General features: G+C 69.4%; 2 protein-coding genes. Both read left to right on the forward strand.

Annotation, left to right across the window (positions count from 1 at the left end):
* The coding region (locus tag GBZ26_RS29780; RefSeq protein WP_174441846.1) for a DUF3325 family protein at positions 1-194 on the forward strand (194 nt) is incomplete at its 5' end.
* Positions 195-347: 153 nt separating this feature from the next.
* A partial coding sequence (locus GBZ26_RS29785) for an HMA2 domain-containing protein (RefSeq protein WP_345772093.1) occupies positions 348-611 on the forward strand: 264 nt, incomplete at its 3' end.

Consider the following 611-nt stretch of genomic DNA (forward strand, 5'->3'; position numbering starts at 1 on the left):
GGCTGGGGCTCGCGCTGTCGCTGCCGCCCGTGGTGACCGCGTGGGGGTGGGGGATCGGAATTCCGGCCTGGCTGGGGCTGCTGACGGTGGCCGCCGCGGCGCTGGTCCTGCTGCTGCCCCACGCGCCGCGGACGGCGCTGAGGCTCGGCCCGGTGGCACTGCTCTGCGCCCCGTTCCCTGCACTTCTTGGGTGAGGACGCGGTTTTTCCGCAACGCGGCCTTGCGTCCGGCGCCTGTGCAGGAAGCCGATGAAATGTTTCACCATTATGAAATTATGGATATTCTGCACAACCATGGAATGCGTTCGGCTGGATGAGCGGACCGCGGCTGATGCAGGAGAATGGGCAATGACCGGACGGACCTCTCCCATCGCATCGGCGGTGCCCGGGCGCATCCGCGTGCGCCACCCGCTGCTGCGGCGGGCCGACCGCTTCCAGGAGGCGCTGGGCCGCCTGGAAGCGCTGGACACCATCCGGGTGGCCGAGAACAACCCGGCGGTGGGCAGCGTCCTGCTGACCTACGACCCCTCCGTGTTGACGCCGGATGACGCCCGGTCCCAGGTGGAAATTCTGCTGTCGGCGGTTCTGCACCCCGCGGAAGCCCCGCCGCCG

The organism is Azospirillum formosense (genome assembly GCF_013340925.1).
In the GTDB taxonomy this organism is placed as follows: Bacteria; Pseudomonadota; Alphaproteobacteria; order Azospirillales; family Azospirillaceae; genus Azospirillum; species Azospirillum formosense.